At 52.1% G+C, this 19736-nt stretch carries 19 protein-coding genes, 1 pseudogene and 2 riboswitches; of the genes and pseudogenes, 4 read left to right on the top strand and 16 right to left on the bottom strand.

From position 1 onward, the window contains the following. Window positions 1-10: 10 nt before the first annotated feature. The 4 genes from AZF00_RS05485 to AZF00_RS05470 form a co-directional block, all read right to left on the bottom strand. Window positions 11-829 (bottom strand): UDP-2,3-diacylglucosamine diphosphatase, encoded by an 819-nt coding sequence (locus tag AZF00_RS05485; protein WP_008246597.1) that lies wholly within the window; start codon window positions 827-829, stop codon window positions 11-13. 129 nt (window positions 830-958) lie between these two features. Continuing rightward, window positions 959-1378, bottom strand: a complete 420-nt coding sequence (locus AZF00_RS05480) for a response regulator (RefSeq protein WP_008246595.1) — start codon at window positions 1376-1378, stop codon at window positions 959-961. Continuing rightward, window positions 1365-3365 (bottom strand): sensor histidine kinase, encoded by a 2001-nt coding sequence (locus tag AZF00_RS05475; protein WP_008246594.1) that lies wholly within the window; start codon window positions 3363-3365, stop codon window positions 1365-1367. The genes AZF00_RS05480 and AZF00_RS05475 overlap by 14 nt, the downstream gene beginning before the upstream one ends. A gap of 216 nt (window positions 3366-3581) precedes the next feature. Continuing rightward, window positions 3582-5675: a TonB-dependent receptor gene (locus AZF00_RS05470; RefSeq protein ID WP_008246592.1), complete on the bottom strand. Its 2094-nt coding sequence runs from the start codon at window positions 5673-5675 to the stop codon at window positions 3582-3584. A 115-nt stretch (window positions 5676-5790) separates the two neighbouring features. Further along, a riboswitch (cobalamin riboswitch) is annotated at window positions 5791-6050 on the bottom strand. Window positions 6051-6393: 343 nt separating this feature from the next. On the opposite strand from AZF00_RS05470, the gene AZF00_RS05460 reads away from it, so the two are divergent. Continuing rightward, a complete protein-coding gene (locus tag AZF00_RS05460; RefSeq protein WP_008246589.1) occupies window positions 6394-7548 on the top strand; it encodes a sirohydrochlorin chelatase in 1155 nt (384 codons plus the stop codon). 22 nt (window positions 7549-7570) lie between these two features. On the opposite strand, the gene cobM is transcribed toward AZF00_RS05460, so the two are convergent. The 11 genes from cobM to AZF00_RS19305 all read right to left on the bottom strand — a co-directional run bounded on the left by cobM (window position 7571) and on the right by AZF00_RS19305 (window position 17105). Beyond that, window positions 7571-8395: a precorrin-4 C(11)-methyltransferase gene (cobM, locus tag AZF00_RS05455; RefSeq protein ID WP_008246587.1), complete on the bottom strand. Its 825-nt coding sequence runs from the start codon at window positions 8393-8395 to the stop codon at window positions 7571-7573. A gap of 44 nt (window positions 8396-8439) precedes the next feature. After that, window positions 8440-9216, bottom strand: a complete 777-nt coding sequence (gene cobJ / locus AZF00_RS05450) for a precorrin-3B C(17)-methyltransferase (RefSeq protein WP_008246585.1) — start codon at window positions 9214-9216, stop codon at window positions 8440-8442. Window positions 9217-9222: 6 nt separating this feature from the next. Continuing rightward, on the bottom strand, window positions 9223-10011 hold the full coding sequence (locus tag AZF00_RS05445; RefSeq protein ID WP_008246583.1) for a cobalamin biosynthesis protein: 789 nt from the start codon (window positions 10009-10011) through the stop codon (window positions 9223-9225). Further along, the gene (gene cobI, locus AZF00_RS05440; protein WP_008246581.1) at window positions 10008-10766 is read right to left on the bottom strand and encodes a precorrin-2 C(20)-methyltransferase; all 759 of its coding nucleotides are present in this window, start codon (window positions 10764-10766) and stop codon (window positions 10008-10010) included. The genes AZF00_RS05445 and cobI overlap by 4 nt, the downstream gene beginning before the upstream one ends. Next, window positions 10759-12096 (bottom strand): bifunctional cobalt-precorrin-7 (C(5))-methyltransferase/cobalt-precorrin-6B (C(15))-methyltransferase, encoded by a 1338-nt coding sequence (locus AZF00_RS05435; protein ID WP_008246578.1) that lies wholly within the window; start codon window positions 12094-12096, stop codon window positions 10759-10761. Before AZF00_RS05435 ends, cobI begins: the two co-directional genes overlap by 8 nt. Next, window positions 12096-12743 carry a precorrin-8X methylmutase gene (locus AZF00_RS05430; RefSeq protein WP_008246577.1) on the bottom strand — a complete coding sequence of 216 codons (648 nt, stop codon included), beginning with the start codon at window positions 12741-12743 and terminating at the stop codon, window positions 12096-12098. Before AZF00_RS05430 ends, AZF00_RS05435 begins: the two co-directional genes overlap by 1 nt. Before the next feature lie 20 nt (window positions 12744-12763). Then, window positions 12764-13543, bottom strand: coding sequence for a precorrin-6A/cobalt-precorrin-6A reductase (locus AZF00_RS05425; protein ID WP_008246576.1), 780 nt, complete (start codon window positions 13541-13543; stop codon window positions 12764-12766). Continuing rightward, window positions 13540-14679 (bottom strand): cobalt-precorrin-5B (C(1))-methyltransferase, encoded by a 1140-nt coding sequence (locus AZF00_RS05420; protein WP_008246575.1) that lies wholly within the window; start codon window positions 14677-14679, stop codon window positions 13540-13542. Before AZF00_RS05420 ends, AZF00_RS05425 begins: the two co-directional genes overlap by 4 nt. 3 nt (window positions 14680-14682) lie before the next feature. Next, window positions 14683-15441 carry a hypothetical protein gene (locus tag AZF00_RS05415; RefSeq protein WP_008246574.1) on the bottom strand — a complete coding sequence of 253 codons (759 nt, stop codon included), beginning with the start codon at window positions 15439-15441 and terminating at the stop codon, window positions 14683-14685. Next, window positions 15428-16762, bottom strand: a complete 1335-nt coding sequence (locus AZF00_RS05410) for a cobyrinic acid a,c-diamide synthase CobB (protein WP_008246573.1) — start codon at window positions 16760-16762, stop codon at window positions 15428-15430. Before AZF00_RS05410 ends, AZF00_RS05415 begins: the two co-directional genes overlap by 14 nt. Before the next feature lie 142 nt (window positions 16763-16904). Continuing rightward, a complete protein-coding gene (locus tag AZF00_RS19305; protein WP_156474848.1) occupies window positions 16905-17105 on the bottom strand; it encodes a hypothetical protein in 201 nt (66 codons plus the stop codon). Beyond that, window positions 17070-17261, bottom strand: a riboswitch (cobalamin riboswitch). (Overlaps the previous gene by 36 nt.) A gap of 280 nt (window positions 17262-17541) precedes the next feature. On the opposite strand from AZF00_RS19305, the pseudogene AZF00_RS19595 reads away from it, so the two are divergent. The 3 genes and pseudogenes from AZF00_RS19595 to AZF00_RS19585 all read left to right on the top strand — a co-directional run. Then, window positions 17542-17637 (top strand): annotated as a pseudogene (locus AZF00_RS19595) (type II toxin-antitoxin system CcdA family antitoxin); the annotation flags it as partial. A gap of 168 nt (window positions 17638-17805) precedes the next feature. Then, window positions 17806-18402, top strand: coding sequence for a transposase (locus AZF00_RS19590; protein ID WP_008246572.1), 597 nt, complete (start codon window positions 17806-17808; stop codon window positions 18400-18402). 39 nt (window positions 18403-18441) lie between these two features. After that, window positions 18442-18777: a hypothetical protein gene (locus AZF00_RS19585; RefSeq protein WP_008246571.1), complete on the top strand. Its 336-nt coding sequence runs from the start codon at window positions 18442-18444 to the stop codon at window positions 18775-18777. Window positions 18778-19099: 322 nt separating this feature from the next. Here the strand turns inward: AZF00_RS19585 and AZF00_RS05400 are convergent, their stop codons facing one another. Continuing rightward, window positions 19100-19690 (bottom strand): GNAT family N-acetyltransferase, encoded by a 591-nt coding sequence (locus tag AZF00_RS05400; RefSeq protein WP_008246570.1) that lies wholly within the window; start codon window positions 19688-19690, stop codon window positions 19100-19102. Window positions 19691-19736 lie beyond the last annotated feature (46 nt).

The following is a 19736-nucleotide window of genomic DNA, read 5'->3' as shown; positions in this document are numbered from 1 at the left end:
CTCCTATTAGTTAACCGGCGCGACGCAAAGGCACAACATCGGCTTTTACCCGGCCGCCGTTGCCGGTCATGCTTTGCAGCAGCGTTTGATGCTCTGTCCACTGCAGCAGTTCTAAATTGCCCTCAAAGGTCTCCCCTAGCAGGGTGCAGTTCTCTATCCAATCGCCGTCGTTGCAGTACAGCAAACCCTTTACTTTCTTAAGCGCTGGCTGGTGAATATGACCGCACACGACGCCGTCGAGCCCCCGCCGAGATGCCTCGCGGATAGCGGCCTCTTCAAACACACTAATGACCTGACGAGCGTTGGGAATACGCTGTTTTATATAGGTAGCGAGGGACCAATAATTGCGGCCGAAGCGCCGACGAATAAAATTGGCCCAGCGATTAAGAAATAACAAAAGATCGTAGGCTGCGTCGCCAACCAGGCCCTCCCACTTACTCAAACGCATATGCTCGTCCAAGCAATCACCGTGAAACATCAGCAATCGTTTGCCGTTTACGGTGGTGTGTATGGCTTCACGTTTTATTTCAATGGGGCCAAGAATGTGGCCGACATAATCGCGCAGAGGCTCGTCGTGATTACCCGGAATGTACACCACGCGCGTGCCAGTGCTAGCCTTTTTAAATAAGCTGCGTACCACTTCGTAGTGACTTGAGGGCCAATACAGACTGCGCTTTAGCGCCCAAAGGTCGACAACATCGCCAACCAAGTACAGCGTTTCACACTCTGTTTTCGCCAAAAAATCGAGAAGATAATCAGCTCGGCAATCTTTAAAGCCGAGGTGGATGTCAGATAACCAAACGGTTTTATAACGCTGTCCTAGCTCCACCCGTGTGTATCCTCTTTGCCCATTTGGGCCAAGATTAGGGTTTTAGTATGACAATAGCAGGACTAAACGAGGACAGTTTTATGACAAAGACGGGATTTAACGAAGAGCGAACGAGGGGCTACAGGCAGCTTAGCGCCGCAACGCCTCAGGGTAATACTCGGCGAGTACATCGTCTAAGCGACTCTCAGTAAGCGGCTTACTAGAAAAAGATTTAACCGCCGCCTTGCTTTGAGCCAAGGATGCATCATCAGGGTTAAGTGACGTAGTGAGCATTACTACAACCACACCAGCCTGCTGCGCCTCGGGTACATCGGCGTATTTTTCCAAAAACTGCCAACCGTTCATCACTGGCATATTAATATCCAAAAAAACCAACTCTGGCTTGGGGTAGCTACCATCTACTTCGGTGGTTAAATATTCCAGTGCTTCGCGGCCATTATTCACTTCTACGACCGCCTCAGCGCAGCCGTATTTCTCTATCACCAGACGATGAATGTAATTTGTGGCCTTGCAGTCGTCTATAAGCAAGACCCGTTTAAGCTTGTTCATCACGATTATCCCTGAGCGAAAAATAAAACACCGTGCCCACATTCAGCTGAGATTCTACCCAAATTTCACCACCGTGTAACTCTACCACTTTTTTACAGTGGGCCAAACCGATGCCACTTCCCTCAAATTCATCGCGCCCATGTAAGCGCTGAAAAATCATAAAAATGTGTTGGAAATGTTCAGGGGCAATACCAATACCGTTATCACTGACGCTAAACTGCCAGCAGTCTAAGCCTCGCTCCGCCGCAATAACGATTTTCGGGGACACATCGGGACGTCGAAACTTAAGCCCGTTGCTAATTAAATTTTGAAATAATAAGCGCAACTCCGTTATCTTCCCGGTAATAACTGGCAGGTCCTTATATTCAACACTGCCGCCCACTTCATCTAGCCGTAAGCTAAGATCCACACATACCGCGTCCACCAATTCTTGACAATTCACCTCAGTGAGATCTGACTCGCTCCCTAAGCGGCCGTAATCCAGTAGCCCACGGATCAAGGCCGTCATCCGCATAGTCGATTCTTTAATAAAACCCAAAAAGGTTTTAGCTTGTTCATCCATCTCAGAACCGTAGTTCTCTTCAAACATTTCTACTAAGCTTTGTACTGTGCGCAGTGGTTCCTGCAAATCATGTGACGCAATATAAGTAAATTGCTCCAATTCTTTGTATGCTACTTTCAGTTTTTGATTATTTACGCGCAGCTCAAGCTCAGCGCCTTTACGCTCAGCCACCTCAGTGGCCAGGAGGGCCTGCTTGCTCGACAATTCTTGCAATAGATTGTCAAAAACTCGCGCCAGTTCGCCCAACTCTCCACCATCATGAATCGGCAAGTCCTCACTTTGGGTTGCCAAGCCATCGCGATTCAGGGTGTTGCGCATAGAGATAATAGGCCCGGCGATACGTCGCGACGCATATATTGCCAATACCCCGGACATTAACAGCACAAAAATCAGAAACAGATAAATCTTACTGAGCACGCGTTCCTTGATGGCGAGGGCGTCTTGAAAGTCATGGCTGGTGGCTAAAATTAATCGATCGGTGCTGTCTTCAGGGTTATAGGCAATACTGCGCAAGGAATATACCGACGCCTTACCATTAGCATTACCTTTACCGTTTACCACCTCGAGCTGAGGGTTGTCCAATAGACGCTGAGTGGCAGGAAAATCTTGGCTTATATTGCTACTGCGACCATATTCAAAGGCAAAGCGACGTTCAGCCTCGGGGTGCGCTAAATATTCACCTCTACCATTGGCGATAACAAACTGATGATCTACCCCTGCTATCGATTTCAAGGCATCAAAGCTGGTTTGCAAATTGTGATTAATAACCACAATCCCGAATAGTTCGCCATCGGTGGTGTACACCGGCGTTGCTGCGCGAATAACTGGTTGCAAAGGCTCCACAATTTTGCCAAATTCACGGTTGAGCTCAATATCAGAAAGATAGACCTGACCGGCATCTAAACTTAGGGTTTCCGACAAATATTTACTCGCGCTTTTATCTTGTAATTCATTTTGCGAAACGCGCTGGATAGTGCCGTTAGGCCCGTAACGATCAACCCTAATTAACTCTAGGCCGTTAGCGCGAATAAAACGAATTTGCACGTTTTGAGGCTTTGCCTTGAGCATTTCGCTAAAGATTACCCCAAGCCGAGCTACCCATTCTGCTTCACTAGAACCATCTGAAGGATCGGCACCACCATTGCGCTCCGCCCGAATTAGCCCCTGAATAGGCGGGGTTCCTGTCACAAACCGCAGATCTCTAACCAATTCAGCCATATTGGCGCGAAACTGCACCGCTTGCAGCTCTGACTCGCTGATCAGATCTTGTTCAGTTGCGTTAAGTAGCTGCTCGTCTAACTGCCCAATAATGATGTAAATTATCACCGCATTACTGAGAACGATGAGTGCAGCGAAAGGGAACAGAATACGCCGAGTAATACTTTTTCGTTTGCCGAGTATCGGCATATGCTCGGAAGCAGGCATATAAAGGCTCGTGATGTAAGATTACCTACCATTAGGCAACTTATCGCAGTTGAGTCGCGGCTAAGGCGCAATAATAACTACGCAATCCCGTTGTTCTACTATAGGCAATAAGAATGCCGATAGCTATTATCCGGAGTCAAAATCAAATAGGTAGTTATCGCTATAAAGGCAGAACTTAGCCGTCGGCAACCGCCCCTAGTCACCGAGGCTTTTCTGCTAAAAGTGGTAAGCCAATGTCCCCCGATAAGTACGAGGTTCCATAGGGTGCGAGTGGCGGTCTAGCTGGGGTTCAATACCGGCGTTGCGCTCGGATAAAGTCCGTGAGGCATAGTAATAAGTGATATCGTCATCACGCTCATCCAAGGCATTGACAATCTCAAGCCCCAGCGATATACCATTGCTAAAGCGGTAGCCAATATTGGCATTGACGCTCTTCGAGGCCGCCGATTCAACATCACCGCCTTCGGTAAGCTTGCGAGGGCCGAAATAGCGCAGTCTAAGCCCCCCGTACACGCCGTTATCTAAATCGATACTCGCGCCCATAGCAAAGACCTGTTCAACGCTGTCGGGCACATATTTGCCCAATACCTGCCCCTCGTCGACCTGCAGTTGCTTAAACTCGGTTTCCGACGAGGCAACATCCATATCCAATACAAACCAGTCCACCGGCTGATAAAATACGCTCACCTCAAGGCCTTGGCGACGGCTGGCATCCCGAGGTTCGGTTGTCGACTCATCGCCAACAAACACCAACTCTGAGTCTAAATCTAAACGAAACGCCACCACCGACAGCTGAATATCATTGGCCAGCAAGCTGCGCATCCCCAATTCATAGCCGACCGACGAAGATATCAGCGGCACTGCACTTTCCCTTCTCACTACACCCCGCGCATCATTGCTGTGAAAGCCCTCGCCATAATTAATGAAGAACTCCGTGGTCGCGAATGGGCCAAAGCGCAGTGATAATTTGGGCGACAACAAGGCCTCGCGGTCGCTGCCACCCGCCGTCGCGTCAAGCTTATCGGCTACCGCCACATCAATGGTTTGGTAGCGCAAACCCGCGATTGAGGCAAACCACGCCGTCCATTGGCTGTGTACGCTGCTGTATACACCGAGCGCCTGCTCTTCCACCGCCGCGCTGGCAAACAGATCGTATATTAGGCCTCGCTGGCTAAAGCCCACACCCACGTCGTTAATATCGTCCAGTCGCCATTCACCGCCGTAGCGCAATTCATGTACCGCGCTTAGGGCCTGCGTAAAATCTAGCTGGCCGCCGAGAGTCAGGCGATTATCGAATTGGGTAAATTGGTCACCGCGCACCTCGGGGTCGTCACTGTTATCGCGGGAGTAATAACTCGCGTTAGAGCTTAAACGCAGCGCATAATCCACCACGTAAAATTGACTTTGCAGATTCAGACCATCGTTCAATACCGACCAAATTTCAGCCGACAGGCTATAGCGGTGGGTGTCGCCACCCGTGCTGTCATCTAGGGAACCATAGCGATCCACGCTGCCCTCAGCCACTAGGCGCTGGGGAATCTGATCTGTCGAGGTCCAATCCGCTTCATAGGCCATGGCCGTCAGCGAATAACCTTGCTTGCGATCACCACCGCTGTATTTCAATACACCATTGGCTTTATCAAAGCCCTCTGGCAGCTGCCATGGGCCGTCGTTTTGCTGAGACTCAAAAGCATAAACCAGCTGGCCATCTGCCGCCGCCACTCCGCCAAAGGCCAAGAGACGCGCATAATCGTTTTCGCCCGCGGTAAGTTTCACGGTCTGATTTGCCATAGCCCGCGCATAAGATGTTCGCGCTGTACCCGCCGAGGAAAAATCCCCCGCCTCGGCATAATAGGGACCTTTGCGATAAACAATGCGGTCGACCAATTCGGGAATTAAAAAATTAAGATCGGTATAACCTTGGCCATGACCGTGACTCACCATATTGATGGGCATGCCGTCGACATAATTAGCAAAGTCGCTGCCGTGATCCAAATTAAAGCCCCGCAAAAAATATTGATTCGCCTTGCCGTCACCGCTGTGCTGGGTCACCACCATACCCGGTATGGTTTCTAATAACTCGGCGGGACGCAGCGCTGGGCGGTGCGCAATTTGCGCTGCCAGAACCGTACCTACCGAAGCAGCCTCAGCGTCGGCTAGCCCCCTATTGGCGAGCGAGCTACCTGTAACCTGCACTTCTTCAAGCTGACCAGCGCTGCGCTCGCTCACACCACTCAAGCCAGCCGCGTATGCTGGACATGCAAAGACAAAACAACTTATTACTAGCGGATTAAATATCGAATTTTTCAAAGGAATCGCCTCTTGATTGCAACAATCTCAATGGCGGCGGGAAATTAACGAGGAAATAGCAGAAGCCACAGAAATGACTCTGATTATACTCGCCTGATTGCACACCCCGACCATCAGGTAAATGCATATCAGGCAGGTCTACTGGCTCACGACTTCATTCTACGCGTTTAAGAAAACGCCAGAAAATGCGCTAATCGCCTTCCCAAGTTCAGTGACAACACCTTACTCAGTGGCCGTGATTAGCACTCATCGCATACAGTTGCGGGGACAGCTTCAATTAATCTCGCAAAACCGAAAGTCAATTTTACGCACTGAATTCCCTATTAATCGCTACGGTGAAAATATCACCTTGGAACCTAAAAATGCGCAGCGACTTTAACCTAAGTAATATTTAAATTCATCAAAAAAAACTATTTAAAAAAGTTACTTTAAACCGCCAAAAATAAATGAAACAATATGGTATCGAAACCCAAAAACCGAATTAAATGCCTGTAAATAAAAACTATTTTTACCTAAAAAGCACAACACGCAACAATCCAACCGCTCTCAAAACAAAAACTAAAGACGACACAAATCCCTCCAACAATATGGAGCCATTCAAGTACAAATCTATTAAAAAATTAATTTATTTACGCGCCATCAACAAACTTAATCCCTCAATGCTAATCAGTTACATCAATCCTTTTACTTCAATCACTTCTACGCAATGGACACCCGCATGACGAATTTAGAAAACCTGCCCAACAATTGCGGCTTACTTATCTGTGGTCACGGCAGCCGCGCCAAAATCGCTGAGCAGGAATTTAGCCTACTCGCTAAAAACCTGCGCCAGCGCTACCCCAAACTCAAAATCGAATACGGCTTTTTAGAGTATTCCGCGCCCAATATTCACATGGCCCTCGACGCGCTTCGCGAGCAAGGTGTAAAAACCATTTACGCCGTTCCCGGTATGCTGTTTGCCGCCACCCACGCCCAGAACGATATTCCCTCGGTACTCACCAGTTACCAGCAAAAGCACCCAGATCTGCATATTCACTACGGCCGTGAACTGGGCCTACACAGCAATATGATTGCCGCCTTTCAGCAGCGCATTCTCAATTCTCTTGGCCACACTGAGATTCCCGCCCCCGGCGCCCTCTACGACACCATGCTGGTGGTCGTCGGTCGCGGCACCTCGGTCGTTAATGCCAATGCCGACGCCGCCAAGCTCTGCCGTATCGCCGCCGAGAGCCTGGGCTTCGGCTGGTCCGAGACGGTCTACTCTGGCGTCACCTTTCCCTCGGTTGGCCGGGGCTTAGAAATGGCCTGCAAGCTCGGCTTTAAAAAAATTGTTGTCGCTCCTTACTTCTTGTTTGGCGGCCGGCTTATTGACCGCATTCACAGCTATATTGATAAAGTCGCCGCCGAACAGCCCGAGGTGCAGTTCATCAAAGCCGATTATCTCCGCGACCACCCCAAAGTCATCGATACCTTTGTGGCCCGCTTTGCCGAAACCATGAACGGCAGCCAACAACAAACCGGTCTACTCGCCGACTTTAGCGCTCGGCTCGCCCGAGGCGAAGTTGACTTACATCACCACCACGCCGAATACCAAGAACCCAATGCAGCGTATCAGCACAGTCACGATCACGATCACCCCCACAGTCATTCACATGAGCACGAGCATTCCCATGAATATGAAAAGCAACATGAACATGGCCATAGCCATGCCCGCTACCAACATATCGCCCATCCCCACGGCCCCCGCACCATGATTAACGACAATGTCTGCTGCTGTTTTATGAGCCAATTCCCAGCAGAACTCATTGCCGAAGAGCAGGCGCGCAAGCCCGCCCTAGACGGTATACCTGCCTGCAAGAAGCGGTCTGCTTAACACCATTCGGCCCATTCCAAACTTAAAGCACCGGCTGTTTTAAGCTGGGATGGGCGGCGCTGCTATTCACATCGCGCAGACGAGCGGGCTTAACTTTGGGGCGATACACATGGGCCTTATCGTGGTCGTATAAATACGAGTCGCTAAAGTCTTCACTGGCCAAAACCCAGCCCACTAAAATCAAACTGGTGCGGGTAAATTTCTTGTCGCGTACCTTGGCAACAATATCGCTTAAGGTGCCAACAACTTTATCTTGATCCGGCCAGGAGGTGCGGTAGCAAACTGCCACTGGGCAGTCGGCGCCGTAGTGGGGAATTAGCTCCTCCACAATTTTATGAATACGGGTCACCCCCAAATGAATCGCCAAAGTCGCGCCGCTGGCGGCCAAGGCAGGCAGTCGCTCGCGCTCGGGAAATGGGGTTTTGCCTTCGTAGCGGGTGTGAATAATGGTTTGCGACACCCCAGATAGGGTTAACTCCTTGCCGAGCCACGCCGCCGAGGCCGAGGTTGCGGTCACGCCGGGAATAATCTCATAGTCAATATTTAGGGCCTGCAAGCGGCGGATTTGCTCGCCGATGGCGCCGTAAACCGAGGGGTCGCCGGAGTGAATCCGCGCCACATCATGGCCCTCCTCACTGGCCCAAGAAATATGTGCCATGATTTCATCAAGGTCTAAAGACGCGGTATCGACAATCCGCAGGGCATCGCCTTGCCGTCCAGCAAAAATATCGGTGGGCACCAATGAACCAGCGTAAAGCAACACCGGACAGGCACTGATTAAGCGCTGGCCTTTTACCGTGATTAACTCTGGGTCGCCGGGGCCGGCGCCTATAAAAAATACTTTCACAGCGTTTCCTTTTTAAAAATCTTTAAGCAAGCCAGTCGTAAAATTTACGCTTTGCTGGCATAACCGCGAGGCGTGTAAATCCATTCTTTACGGCCGTTAACAATATGACGGGTTTCGCGATTGCCCACCGACACCAAGGTGAACATATCAACGTCGCCGGCCTTAAGATCGCCCAAGCACGTAAAACGAATATCTTCGTCGCTGCGAGTGAGCTGGCGGCCGATTACCACTGGGGTATTTGCAGGGCGATACTGCAATAAAATGTCGCGGGCGGTATTCAGCTGCCAGTCCCGCTTTTTAGATACTGGATTATAAAAAGACACCACAAAATCGCCGCTGCCAGCGCCGTGTAAACGCTGCTCAATCACTTGCCAAGGCGTGAGCAAATCCGAGAGCGAGATCGTGCAAAAATCGTGGCCTAACATGGCGCCAACACGGCTCGCCGCCGCCTGCATCGCCGAAATACCCGGCACCACTTCAATATCGACCGCCAGCCATTCGGGGTGATGCTCTGCGCCGTTAAGCTGCTGATCTAATAGCTCAAACACCAAAGTGGCCATGGCGTAAATACCAATATCGCCGCTGGACACCAGCGCCGTGGCCTTGCCACTGGCGGCAAGATCTAGCGCCAACCGCGCTCGGCCAATCTCCTCGCCCAAGGGCAAATCATGGCAGCGTTTACCGGTGGTCATGTCTGCCAGCAAATCCAAATACAAGCCGTAGGCCACCACGTCGCTACACTGGGCGATAACGGCGCTAGCCAGCGGCGTAATCAAGCGCTCGTCGCCTGGGCCCATACCTACTAAATATAATTTACTCACAATCGCTCAATGTCCTTTTTGTGCTTCTATCGAATTCAACTTGGGGTAGGCTCGCGCTATCGCGCAGGTCGCCTTGGCATTTTTCTGCTTGCTTAGCAGTAATTCTGGGCTGTCGCCGGCGTAGTCTTGGGCCGCGTACAAGGCGGCGGATTCGGCCACGCCGTATACACCCACCGTTGCAAATACATAATCCGAGCGCTGACTAAGCAGCCCCTCAACCGTCGTGAGTTGCGGCACCGACCAAGTTTGAAACGCCAAGCGGTGCTTTGCGGCCAAACTGATTAAACCCATTTCGTCAGCCTTAATATCAATGCTGTTCAGGCTGTGAATATCGACCATCGACAATCCTGCTTGCTGCAGGCAGCTCGCCAGTAACTCTGCCAAGACGTCTTCAGGGCAATGTCGCTCGCAGCCCATGCCCACGGTATACACTGGCTTGAGATAGGGTTTGGCCGTGGTTTGCACAAATTGCGCGCCGAGCAGCTGCGCCACGTCAAAACCCCAGTCGTTGGCGCCGCCCTCGTGACCAGACAATAGCGGAATCACAAACTCGCCCTGCTCATCTAACACCAGTACGGCGGGGTCTTGATGCTTACTCACCAGCACCGGCGCCAAGCAGCGCACCGCAATACCGGTCGCACAAATTAAAATTAAGCGCTCACCGCGCAAAAAGGCCTGCTGCACAGTGCTAGCAAAATTATCCGGACGATAGCTCAGCACAGACAATGGAATCCGCGACAGTAAGTGCTCACCTAAACACTTCCCCGTTGGCGTTAAAGCAAAAATCCGAATCATGCCCGCGCCCCGCTACGACTCACCAAAAACAGCGAGAAATACGGCCCCGGCACTGCCTCCAATTGCCTAACATCCTCAACAATGCGCTCATTGGGCCGTCCCACAAATTCAAGATAGCGGGCATCGGCTTGCCGCCCCGCCTCGCTCAGCGCAGCGAGAATTTGCGGCCGCGCCTGCCCTGCTTTTAAAATAACCACCGTATCGTGGCGCTCAAGGGCCGCGCGTAATTCATCTGGGGCGTGGCGACCGCTAAGTACCGCAAACGACTCGGCAAGCATGGCGAGTGGTGTTTTACTGCGAGCAGCGGCGGCATTAATCGAGCTAATGCCGGGCACCACTTCGCAGTGAAACCCCTCAGCAAAACGCGCCATTAAATACGCAAAGGAACCAAAGAACAGCGGGTCGCCCTCACACAAAAACACCACATTACGGCCCGCACATAGCTGCTCGCTAATCCGCAGCGCGGCATCGTCGTAGGCAGCATTTGCCAGCGCGCGGTCGCGGTTCATGGGCATATAAATAGCAAGTCGTAAAGCTATACTCGCACTCATAGACGCCGCCGCAATTTCAGCCGCTTGAGAGTGACCGTCGGCATTTTCTAAAAAGGCAATCACATCGGCTTGGGCAATTAGGCGATGGGCTTTTAAGGTCAGTAGCTCTGGGTCGCCAGGCCCCACCCCCACCCCGTAAAAAATACCTTTTGCTTGGGCTGGGAGTAGAGTGGGAGTTTGCGTTTCCGGCAAATGCTCAGACATTGTCGATAACCTCGCTGCGCGCCGCCGTTTTTTCAAAACGGTACAAATACACCGGCAATAGTGGTCTAAAGCAGGGTTCACCGGCCAGCTCTCCACGGCGACTCACCGCAATTTGAAGGGCTTCGCTGCGATATTGGCCAGCCACTAATTGCTGTTCAAAACTGCGTAACAACTGCTGACTGGTCTCGGTAACCGCGCTCACTACCACGCAGCCCCCACGCGGAATACCCGACCACACTTGCTGTAAAATCTGAGTAAGCTCACCACCACTGCCGCCGATAAACACCTTATTCGCTGGCGGCAACTCAGCCAAGGCCGCAGGCGCGCGCCCCGCAATAATATGCAGGCGATCTGGCACCCCAAAGTGATCCCTATTTTGCAGCAAACACGCTAGGCGCTGCGCTTTAGATTCCACCGCAAACACCTGCGCCCCGCCGCCCCAGCGCGCCAACTCTACCGCCACACCACCGCAGCCTGCGCCGATATCCCACACCACATCGCCGGCCTGAACTTGCATTAGCGACAATATGTTCAAACGCACTTCGCGCTTGGTGAGCATGCCCTGACCACTGGCGCCGTCGGTAAAAAACTGCGCGTCGGCAATACCGGGGAATACCGGTAAGACGCCATCGCCCACCCCCGCATAAATCACCGAAACATGCAGCGCAGCAAACTCGCGATTCTGCCCGCTCCCCTCTGCCAGCAATTCAGTGACAGTCCAATGGCTAATCGCTTCCTGCGGGTAGCCCAAGTTCTCGCACACACTGATTCGCGCTTGGCTAAAACCGCACTCCACACAGAGCTGAGCCAGCTGGCGGGGATGACTGTGTTTGTCGGTCAATATCAGCAAGCGCGCGCCAGCGCGCAAATAACGCCGTAAAACTGAAACCGGACGGCCATGCAAACTCAGTACGTCTACATCCTGCAGCGACAAAGCCAAGCGATGGCAAGCCGCCTGAATACTGGATACCCCTGCATGGAAGCGCAGCGCATCAGCGCCAAAGTGGGCGATCAAACAGCGACCAATGCCGTAGTACAGTGGATCGCCCGAGGCCAGAACCACCACCCGCTTGTCTGGCATGTCCTCAAGCTGGGCGAGTAGTTCTGGAATTTTCGGCAGCAGACGCGCTCGCTGCTCAGGAACCCACGGCGCAACCAGCGCCAATTGCCGCGCACTGCCGATAACCCAATCTGCAGCGCCCAGTGCCGCTTGCGCGGTGGCGCTTAAATGCAATTCCTCGCCAGCTGAATTGCCCACGCCCAAACCAATGACATCCACGGGGGAAAGACGCGTTTGGCTTAATGACGGCATCGCCTTATCTAGCGGCATCAATACAGCTCCCCGCGATTACAGCGCAGCAGGGCATTGCACACCGAGGCGGCAATAGCGCTGCCCCCTTGACGGCCCAATAGGGTAATACACTCTATACCGAGTGTTTGATGGCAATCCCACAGCGCCTGTTTGGATTCCGCCGCGCCGACAAAGCCTACTGGAATGCCAATCACCAGTGCGGGGCGGCCCAAACTCGAATCACTCGCCAGCATTTCTAACAAACGAAATAAGGCGGTGGGGGCATTACCGATAATCACCACGCTGCCCGCTAAGTGCGGCCCCCAAAACTCCAGTGCCGCCATGCTGCGGGTTTCGCCCCGCGCTTGGGCTATTGCACTCACGCCCTCGGCATTTAAAAAGCACTGGGCTGGGCGCGCCAACATGCGCTTGGTCAGCCCCTGCTTAAGCATTTCTACATCGCAGAGTATTGGCGCCTGCGCGGCCAAGGCCCGCCGCCCAGCATCGCAAGCGCCCACACTAAACCGCAGCTGTGCTGCCAATGCAGGATCACCCGCGCTATGAATTACCCGCATTGCGACCTGTGTTTGCACAGCGTCAAAGGCCGACAAATCAGCCAGTTCGCGAATCATCGCAAAGCTATTGCGCTCTATTGCTTGCGGGTCTATTTCGTAATCGAATGTCATTTTAAAACCACGTCCAAAAACTATTCATTAGGGCTACTCGCCAAATAGCTTTGTTTAAGCGCTAACACCAAGGCCTGTTCGGTACTAAATTCTGTACACCATCTTTCATCACCCAGCACAGGCTCTGGCCGCCGCTGCATATACACCGGCAGGGATAATTGCCGCGCCGCCGCCAATTTTGCTGCCACTGCGTCGCCGCCACTGTTTTTGCAGACGATGGCGTCAATACCGTAGTTGCGCAGCAGCGCAAGTTCGCCCGCTAAAGAAAACGGCCCCACGGCCTGCACCCAAGACGCGTTATTTGTAAGCCCGCCTTGCAGCGGAATAGCGCTGCGAATGAGCAGCAATTGGCGATCTTTAAACAGCGCCAAATCATCGCTATCGAGCTGGCCTAGGCTCATAAAAATACGCTGTGGGCTTGTCTGAGCACTCGCCTTAAACAAGCACGGCAACTCCGCCAAATGATTAAACTCATGCCAATTATCATTCGGCCCCGCCTGCCACAGCGGGCGCGTAAAGCGCCAACAGGAAATACCTAGTTCGGTACTCGCAGCACTGGCACTGGCGCGTATTCTGCTGGCAAAGGGATGGGTGGCATCGACAATGCCTTGCACCCCGCGCCGCTGACACCACGCGGCCAAGCCGCCGTATTGGCTGAAGCCGCCACTAATGACCTCGCAAGGCAAGACTGGCTGGCGCACGATGCCAGCAAGGCTATAAATCAGCGGTCGGCCAATATTGGCTAACTGCTGGCAAATCGCCTTGGCCTCGCTGGTGCCGCCCAATATTAAAATCGTCATTGCGCTAGTGCCGTAGTGTTAGCCGAGAAATCACTGGCATGGCCGACGACTTCACCACGGCGATTTATTGCCCAAACTTCTAATTCGGTGGTGTGCGGCACAATGCGCCGCGCTTGGACTAGAGCTTGATTGCAAACAACGGCAGCGAGGTCTAGCCCTTCCGCATGGCAGAGATTTAACGCCTTTATGCTGGTGTTAGCATTTTTTACTTGGCTGCAAAGTGCATCATTAGCCCCTGCTTGCGCAGCCCAGTCGGCCAACTGCATAAAGTCGATGCTTGAGGCGCGGCTGTGTAAATCTAAATGCCCCGCCGCCAATTTACTGATTTTGCCAAAGCCGCCGCAGAGACTTAATTTCGCGATGGGCTTACGGCGCAAGTACTTTAAAACCGCGCCAACAAAGTCACCCATTTCGATGAGCGCCATATCCGCCAACTGATAATGGCGGCGAATATAATCTTCGCTTTGGTTGCCGGTGCTAGCGGCGATATGCTCGTAGCCATTGCTCGCCGCCACATCAATGCCCTGATGAATAGAGGCGATGTATGCGCTACAGGAAAACGGCCGCACAATGCCGCTGGTGCCTAGTACCGACAAACCACCAAGAATCCCCAAACGTGGATTCATGGTTTTTAAGGCGAGGGCTTCGCCGTTTTCTATGCCAATACCAATATCAAAACCGCCGTGATAATCCGCACCCGCCGCAATACCTTGCAAATGCTGGCTAATCATTTGCCGTGGTACCGGATTAATCGCTGGCTCCCCCACCGCCAAAGCCAAGCCACTACGAGTCACCGTGCCCACGCCGCGCTCGGCACGAAAATGCATGCCGCTGTTGGCGCTTAAAGCGAGATGAACAAACACCGTGGCGCCGTGGGTAACGTCGGGGTCATCACCCGCGTCTTTAATGGTTTTGGCCAGTACCCCTGCGCCTGCGGGGGACAAATACACAATGGGCAAGTCCACTATTTTGCCCTTGGGCAAGGTAATGCTGGCGCAGCTTATCGATTCATTGAAAAACAACTTTCTCGCTGCCGCTACCGCACAGGCTGTGGCGCAGCTACCCGTGGTTAAGCCGCTGCGCAGCGGCGTAACTGGGCTAGCGTTTTGGCTGGCATCTGCGCTCTCTGGCCACATAATTTATAGCGCCTGCACAAACCACACCGCGCCAAATACCACCGTGGCCGCGCCTAAGGCCTGCCTGAACAAATCAAATAAATTGCTGTGGCGCTGAGCCAAATACGATTGCACACTACCAAGGCCCAAGCCGAACACCACCATGCCCAATAGCACCGAGCAGGAGAAAACCAAGACATAAAGCAGCGCCGACAATAGCGCCATATCATTTATCACCGGCACCAAGGCCAAGGCTGGCGCGCTGCCCGCCAAGCCGTGCAGAGCGCCAACCATAACTGGGGTATGGGCTATGGCCGCAGGCATTGCGCTGTGTTTTGTAGAGTTTGAGGAATTGGCACCGGCATCATTCACGGTACTGCTTTTTACTAAATGAACATGCTCCAGCTCGCCATGCTCGTGCTGGTGCTTATGACGCAACACCACCACCCGTTCCCGTCGTAATTGCCACAACAGCGAACCGCCAATCACGACCAGCACCAAACCCACCGCAAGCTCGGCAAAATGACCTAGGCTCGCAGGCAAGCTCAGCCCCAGCCCAAACACCACGCCAGCGCTCAGCAACAGTACCGCGCCGTGGCCCAATGCCCAATGACTACAGTGGCGCAAGGTCAGCGCCAAATTGGCCGCTATACCGCGCTGTTTGCCGTTGTCGTGATGGCGATTGCTCAAGGCCGACACCGCCATAACATGATCTGCATCCATGGCGTGAACAAAGCCCAGCGAGAAACCCAAGGCGAGAATTGAAAGATTAATCCCTGACACAATCTGCATCCTTTATTTGCGTATGCGGCAAAAATACCTTGGCGATTACCTCGGGTGCCGAGAGAAAGAACAAGTGCAAGTACGAGGCGGTTAAACCCCGCTGCCGGTATATGGACTCGCCCGGTGCGGGGTGCTTTGGCCGCCTGCCGTAGCCAATCGGTTCTGGGGTGTTTTCTGACTGGGAGCGATGATGGGCGTGGGCGCGCAGCTCGCCCTCGGGCAATACCGCGCTCTGCATACCTTGGCAACCACCACGGCCACGCATGGCTGCCTGACCAGCCAACAGCCCCAGCATGGTATGGCGCGTACCCGCCAAATCTTTGAGGTTTTCTAGGCAATACATAAAGCCGCCACACTCGGCCAAAATCCCTTTGCCGCTTTGAAAAAACTGCTGAATTTCCCTGTGCATTGCGGTGTTCGCCGCCAACGCATCTGCGTGTAATTCTGGGTAGCCGCCGGGCAACCACAGGGCGTCGGCCTCGGGCAATTTAGCATCGTGAATTGGCGAGAAAAATAACAATTCGGCACCCATCGCGGTTAACAACCGGGTATTAGCGGGGTAAATAAAACTAAAGGCTTCATCCTGCGCAATCGCAATGCTCACCCCCGCCAATAAGCGCGGTGGCGGCATAATTGACTGGGCAGAAAATTTCACCGGCGGCGGCAGGCTCGCCAAGCTACTGGCAGCAACCAGCTCGGCGGCGGCATTAAAGCAGGCCTCTAATTCCTCGCGCACTTCACAGGCTTGCACCAAGCCGAGATGACGTTCCGGCAGGTGAATATTCGGCGTATTGGCAAAACTCGCTAACAAAGGCAGGCTTGCTGGCAGGGCGTCGGCAATCAGTTGCCGATGGCGCTCAGAAGCGCAGTGATTGACAATTAAACCCGTCACCGCAACGTCGTCGCGGTAATTGGCTAGGCCACAGGCCAGCGCCGCCGCCGTTTGCGCCATGCCCTTCACGTCCATAATCAGCACAATGGGAATGCCAAAGGTGCGCGCCAAATCCGCACTCGAGGGATCGCCGTCGAACATACCCATGGCGCCTTCCACCAAAATCAAATCGGCGGTTTGCGCAGCGCGATAAAACTGATCTCGGCAATAGGCCTCGCCCGCCATCCACAGATCGAGCTGAGCCACGGGATGACCAGAGGCCTGCTCTAAAATTTGCGGGTCTAAATAATCGGGGCCCATTTTAAAAATGCGCACCTCGCGGCCCTGCAAGCGATGGTAGCGGGCAATAGCCGCAGTAATCGTGGTTTTACCTTGGCCCGAGGCGGGCGCAGTCAAAAACACCGCCGGACATAAAATATCAGCAGGCATATGTCACCCCGCCCTTTGTTAAAAGAGAACGAGCAATAGCCAACTTTTGAACGTGCAAACGCAGTGTCATTTCCTACTCCTTTAGAAATTCTGAACGTACTTATATCGCCGTTAAATTAACGACGACGCGATACAATAAAACTCAGAATAAGCTAGGGATGTAGAATAAGGCCGGTATGCGGAATACACGCGTTATGAAAAACGAGGGAATATGCGGAATAGCGGCAATAAAGCCGAATTCCAGCGCTGGAAATTGCGCAGAAAACCGAGAGTACATGAAATCTCCTCGCACCCGCCGTGCGATGTTCTGTGAATGAAACCAATGGCCGGTCTTCGGGCTCATAAGCGGATCTCTCCTCGGTTCACCCCTTCCCATGCCGTGGCACAGTGGTTATGGCGAATCTAGCTTAATTACCGATGCGGGGGCAGCGCTGGATTCAAATACACACCAGACTTCCCGATTATCTCTTTACAGAGCACCTTTGGTGGGGCGATTGTAGCGACTTTAAGCTGGGAGGCAAAGGACTAAATGGCAACAAAGGCTCCGGGCATTAAGATTTAGCTTGGGCTTGCAATACCCCCATACATGCGCAGAATGATAGCTATGTATTCGGCTAGCGGACAAAATCATACAGCGCCTATTTGCCCAAAAATCCCCAAAAGAGTCTACAAACCTTGGTTTAAACCGCAATTTACTCAAAAAGTGCAAAGACTAAAAAACCAATCTCTCGGCAACACTTGAGCAAGCCCTTAGCGACAAATTAGCAAAGTTAAATTCTGAAAAATGGACCGATGAGAACAAGAACGCCATACAAGCCTACAATCAATTTATAGATGAACATGGCTGTTTTGGTGACGAATTCAGGGAGTTTTGATTGCCTTACATTACGACAATTCGTTCACGCTTTTTTCTAAATGGCTTCATACCCATACAGAGCGATATTAGAAATCACGCCCTAATTTAATAAGGACAGGCACTCTAAAATTGACAAAATAATAACTCTGCTTTACGTTTAATTCACCAAATCGTAAAAGGAATTACGATGACTTTACCTAGAAAAGCCCTAGTCTGTGTCGACGATACACCCTACTACCACGTCACTTCTCGCTGTGTTCGACGCTCGTTTCTCTGCGGCGTCGATCATGCCAGTGGCAAAGACTATTCCCATCGCCGACTCTTTATTGAGCAGCGCATCCATTTACTCAGTAGCCTGTTTGCTCTTGATATTGCCGCCTATGCAGTGATGGCTAATCACTTGCATTTGGTCGTCAAGCTCTCGCCGGACGTGGCCAATGATTGGTCTGATCGCGAGGTACTGGAGCGCTGGACGAGCTTATTCAAAGGGCCGTTCTTGGTTCAGCAATACCTTAAAGGTGTCGAGCTTCCTGCCCCGGAACAGCAGGTGCTAAATGAAATTATTTCGATCTATCGGCAGCGCTTAGCGAATTTGGGTTGGTTTATGAAATGTTTAAACGAGCCGATTGCCCGCATGGCGAATAAGGAAGATGGCTGCCGAGGCCATTTTTGGGAAGCCCGCTATTGCTCCCAAGCATTGTTAAGCGAAGAAGCACTATTAAGTTGTATGGCCTATGTGGATTTGAATCCAGTACGTGCAGCGATAGCACCGATCCCAGAATAATCTGAGCACACTAGTATTAAAGAGCGTATTCGCCCCTCATTGAACTTAGCAAAGAGCATCACCAACCTTATTCAAAGCCATCAACTTAATCATTTTAATTTCACCCTCAAACCCATGCTGCCCTTTGACGGAAATGCCACCGATAAACACCAACACGGCATTCGTTTTAAGCTCAAAGATTACCTAGAATTAGTGGACTACACTGGCAGGCAAGTTTGCAATGACAAACGCGGCGCTATCGCTCAAAACCTGCCCCCAATTCTAAAGCGCTTGGGTATTGACCAAAAAACATGGCTGAACAATGCCACTGCCTTTGAGCAGATTTATCGGAAACGCTTTGCGAAAACGCGGCAAGGTACAAACAAAGTCGCTTAATAATTCAAACTCTCACCTAAAACCCGATGGGCGGTTTGGCTCAGGGGCTTCTGCATTGCAAAACCGGCTTTCAACGGTAATTTCCGAGATTTTGTCGTCGGTGTTGTGAATACTCAGCGTAAAAGTAGGGCGTGATATTTATGATGAGGGGGGCTTTTCTTAGCTTTTAAAAAGTGCCTGTCCGTTATTAGGAAGATGCCTGTCCTTTTTGAAGATAGCACACCTCCAGCGATGGCATAGCACGAACCCAGTTAGACGTTAGCTCGCTAATTGCGGGCTGGCTGCTATTGAGAAAACCAACAAGCTTCACACCAAGCTCACCCTAAGCAGTCTGTGCCAATTTCGCCGTAAGATGCTGCTTAACTCCCGGCCATTCATTACTGATAATGGTGAACACCACGGAGTCTCGAATTCGGCCGTCGGCCATTACCATGTGGTTGCGCAGAATGCCTTCTTGCTTGGCGCCTAGGCGCAATATGGCGTTGCGGGAGTTTTGATTAAGAAAATCGGTGACGAACTCGACCCGGTTTACTTTTAGGTTTTCAAAGGCGTGTTCCAGCATCAAGAGTTTGGCTTCGGTATTGATGTGGGTTTTTTGATGGGATTTGGCAATGAAGCTAAAGCCTATTTCTACACGCTTATTTGGCGGGCTGGCGCGCATATAGCGACTGGAGCCAACTACCCTGCCACTGCGTTTATCGATGATGGCGAATACGAGGCCGTCGCCCTCTTCTAGCGCATAATAGGCGTTGCCGATAAATTCGTCGAGGTCGTCGGGGTGAGGAACTTTGGTAACGAAGATTCGCCACAATTCGCCGTCGGCGATGGCTTCGGCTAGGCCCTGCTTATGGCTAATCGACAGCGGCTCTAGTCGCACGTTGGGACCGTCTAACACTATCTTGTCGAATACCATAACACCTCCATGTCTATAGCCAATTTAACTACAGTTGGAAATGCAA

Origin of the sequence: Zhongshania aliphaticivorans (genome assembly GCF_001586255.1) — a bacterium.
Taxonomy (GTDB): domain Bacteria; phylum Pseudomonadota; class Gammaproteobacteria; order Pseudomonadales; family Spongiibacteraceae; genus Spongiibacter; species Spongiibacter aliphaticivorans.
Note: the sequence above shows the minus strand (reverse complement) of the source record. Positions and strands in the feature narration are given on the sequence as shown.